The sequence below is a fragment of the Streptomyces sp. NPDC088252 genome (genome assembly GCF_044740965.1).
Lineage (GTDB): Bacteria > Actinomycetota > Actinomycetes > Streptomycetales > Streptomycetaceae > Streptomyces.
The window spans coordinates 1-3,036 of record NZ_JBIURS010000065.1; the positions used below are offsets into that span (position 1 = coordinate 1).

A 3,036-nucleotide genomic window follows, 5' to 3' on the forward strand; every position below is an offset into this window, starting at 1 on the left:
CACCTCGCCCGCGGCCTGGGCATGGAGTGCCCGGCGGCGCTTGGGCTCCTCTTCCATACCGATGACCGGCGGCCACCGCAGCACACCGGAACCCAACCAGTGCTGCACCTCCTCGGTCTCGCTCAGCGCCCTGTGCACAAGTTCCCGCGGTGCGCCGATGTAGGTGCCGACGATTTCCACGAGACCCCACGGCATGGCCTGCAACCGTGCGGCGAGCTCGACGAGTTCCGTCAGGTCCTCGCCCACCCCGAGGCGCTCTCCCAGCTCCCGGAGCCCGTACACGTCGAACCACGGCTGCCCCACCAGCGCGTCGTACCGATCCAGCGGCATCCCCAGCTGCTCGGCCCGCCACGTACGCACGAACTCGCCGACAGGGGCCTCACCGTCAATGACGGAATCCCACATCACACGACGCTGGCGGGGAGTGAGAGCACTGTAGACGCCCGGTGCGACGACACCGTCCGTCACCAGTTGCGACTGCACACGCTCGCCCAGGCCCGGCAGTTCATCGATGTTCAGCCCCAGCCCGTGCAGCCGCTCCAACAGCCCCCGCACGAACCGCACCTCGGACTCGGATCCTCCGTACAAGGCATCGACAACCATGCCCTGGTCCTCCAGGAACCGCAGGAGGACCGCCCTGAACCAGGACTGCAGATTGTCCCCGCCGCGCAGGCTGTTCAGCAAGGACTCGCGCACCACGCGCAGGAGGGGGAACTGCCCCGATTCCAGCCCCAGGACGTAGGTCAGCCGGAGCAGGGCTGGTCCCATGGACGGCGCAACCCCGGCCCCCTCTGCCGCCGCCCGCATCTCGCTCTCGGGCAGGCGCTCCCGTCCATCGACGAGGTAGGCCAGATCCGCCAGGTCGCGGGTGCCGACCTGGTGGAGCGGCACACCGTCGGCGCCGAGCCCCGGGAAGTCCACGGGCTCCGTGCTGATGGCGCGCAGGTAACCCATCATCTCAACCGGCGTCACACGAACGTTGCGGACTTCGAAGCCCAACATTCGGGACATCCATACTTCGAGGTCGTCCAGCACCCCGGACGGGGCAGGGCGCTGCCCCGGATCCGACCAGACCGTCCCCGGTGCGAACTGCTGGTCCTGCTCGAACCGCCCGGCAAGGTCGGTCAGGTACGTGACGGCGGCGTCGGGCTCCAGGCCACGCAGATGCGACAGCGTCCGCCCGCTCCCGATCGGCCCCCCAGCCCGGGTGTCAGCCCAGTGCAAGAGCTGGATCAGCCGGGCAGGCGCCAGCCAGGGCGCGTGCGGCCCAGGACCGGCGAAGCCGCGCTCACCGAACGCAACCGCCATGCGGTACAGCCAATCGCGCCCGCCCGGGGTCAGCGCACCCACGACAGCGGCCGCATCAGCGAACAGACCCTCAACGGGCCGGCCCCCCGTCACAGCGAAGAGCGTCCGGAAACGTTCGCTGCTCACCCCCTCGAAGAAGTCGCGGAAGCCCGCCACCGTGCCCGCGGCGCCCAGTTCACCGAGGTTCACCCCCAGCCCGTGCAGCCGCTCCAACAGCGCCCGCACGAACCCCGCCTCAGGCTCGGATCCTTCGTACAAGGCATCGACATCAATGCCCTGGTCCTCCAGGAGCGACTGGAGGACGTCCTCCCTCCAGGTCTGCGGACTCTCCCCGCCGCGCAGGCTGTTCAGCAAGGACTCGCGCACCACCCGCAGGAGGTGCAACTGCCCCACTTCCAGCCCCAGGACGTCGGCCAGCCGGAGCAGGAACGGTCCCAGGGACGGCGCAAGCCCGGCGCCCTCTGCCGCCGCCCGCATCTCATCCTCGGGCAGGCCTTCCCAGACCCTTACGAGGTCGGCCAGATCCACCAGGTCGCCGGTGCCGACCTGGTGAAGGGGCACACCGTCGGAGCCGAGCCCCGGGACATGGAGGCCCACGGGCTCCGTGCTGACGCCGCGCAGGTAACCCACCATCTGAGCTGGCGTCACATCTTCACGAACGTTGCGGTAATCAGCGACTTCGAGGCCCACCATGCCGGCCGCCCACGCTTCGAGGTCGTCCAGCACCCTGGACGGGTCAGGGCGCCGCCCCGGCTCCGACCAGACCGTTCGGCCCTGTTGTGCGAACTGCTGGTCCTGCTCGAACCGCCCGGCAAGGTCGGTCAGATGCCTGACGGCGGCGTCGGGCTCCAGGCCACGCAGATGCGACAGCGTCCACCCGCTCTCGATCGGCCCTCCAGCCCGGATATCGGCCCACTGCAGGACCTGGATCAGCCGGGCAGGCGCCAGCCAGGGCGCGTGCGGCCCAGGACCGGCGAAGCCGCGCTCACCGAACGCAACCGCCATGCGATACAGCCAATCGCGCCCGCCCGGGGTCAGCACACCCGCGACAGCAGCCGCCTCCGCGAACAGATCCTCCAAGATCAAGTCCTCCGGCACAGCGAAGAGCGTCCGGAAACGTGCGCTGCTCACGTTCTCGAACCCCCCGGCCAAGTCGTCCACAGCACCATGCGCGTTAACGAAGGACTCCCACACCTCACGACGCTGGTCGGGAGTGAGAGCACTGTAGGCGCCCGGTTCGACGGTTCCGCTCGTCACCAGCTGCGACTGCACACGCTCGCCCAGGCCCGGCAGTTCGTCGATGTTCAGTCCCAGCCCGTGCAGCCGCTCCAACAGCCCCCGCACGAACTCCGCCTCAGGCTCGGATCCTTCGCGCAAGGCATCGACATCAATGCCCTGGCCCTCCAGGAGCGGCTGGAGGACGTCCTTCCTCCAGGTCTGCGGACTCTCCCCGCGGCGCAGGCTGTTCAGCAAGGGACCGCTCACCACGCGCAGAAGGGGGAACTGCGCCCGTCCCAGCCCCAGGGTGATGGCCACCTGGAGCAGGGCCGGTCCCATGGACGGCGCAAGCCCGGCCGCCTGTGTCACCGCCCGCATCGCGCCCTCAGGCAGGTGTTCCATGTTGAGTGCGAGATCGGCCAGATCCACCAGGTCGCGGGTGCCGACCTGGTGGAGCGGCACACCGTCGGAGCCGAGCCCCGGGACATGGAGGCCCACGGGCTCCGTGCT

General features: G+C 69.6%; 1 protein-coding gene. It reads right to left on the reverse strand.

The annotated features are described in order from the left end of the window. Positions 1-3,024, reverse strand: a 3,024-nt coding sequence (locus ACIOHC_RS43765) for a hypothetical protein (RefSeq protein WP_401847031.1), incomplete at its 3' end; no start/stop codon positions are given. Between the last annotated feature and the right edge of the window lie 12 nt (positions 3,025-3,036).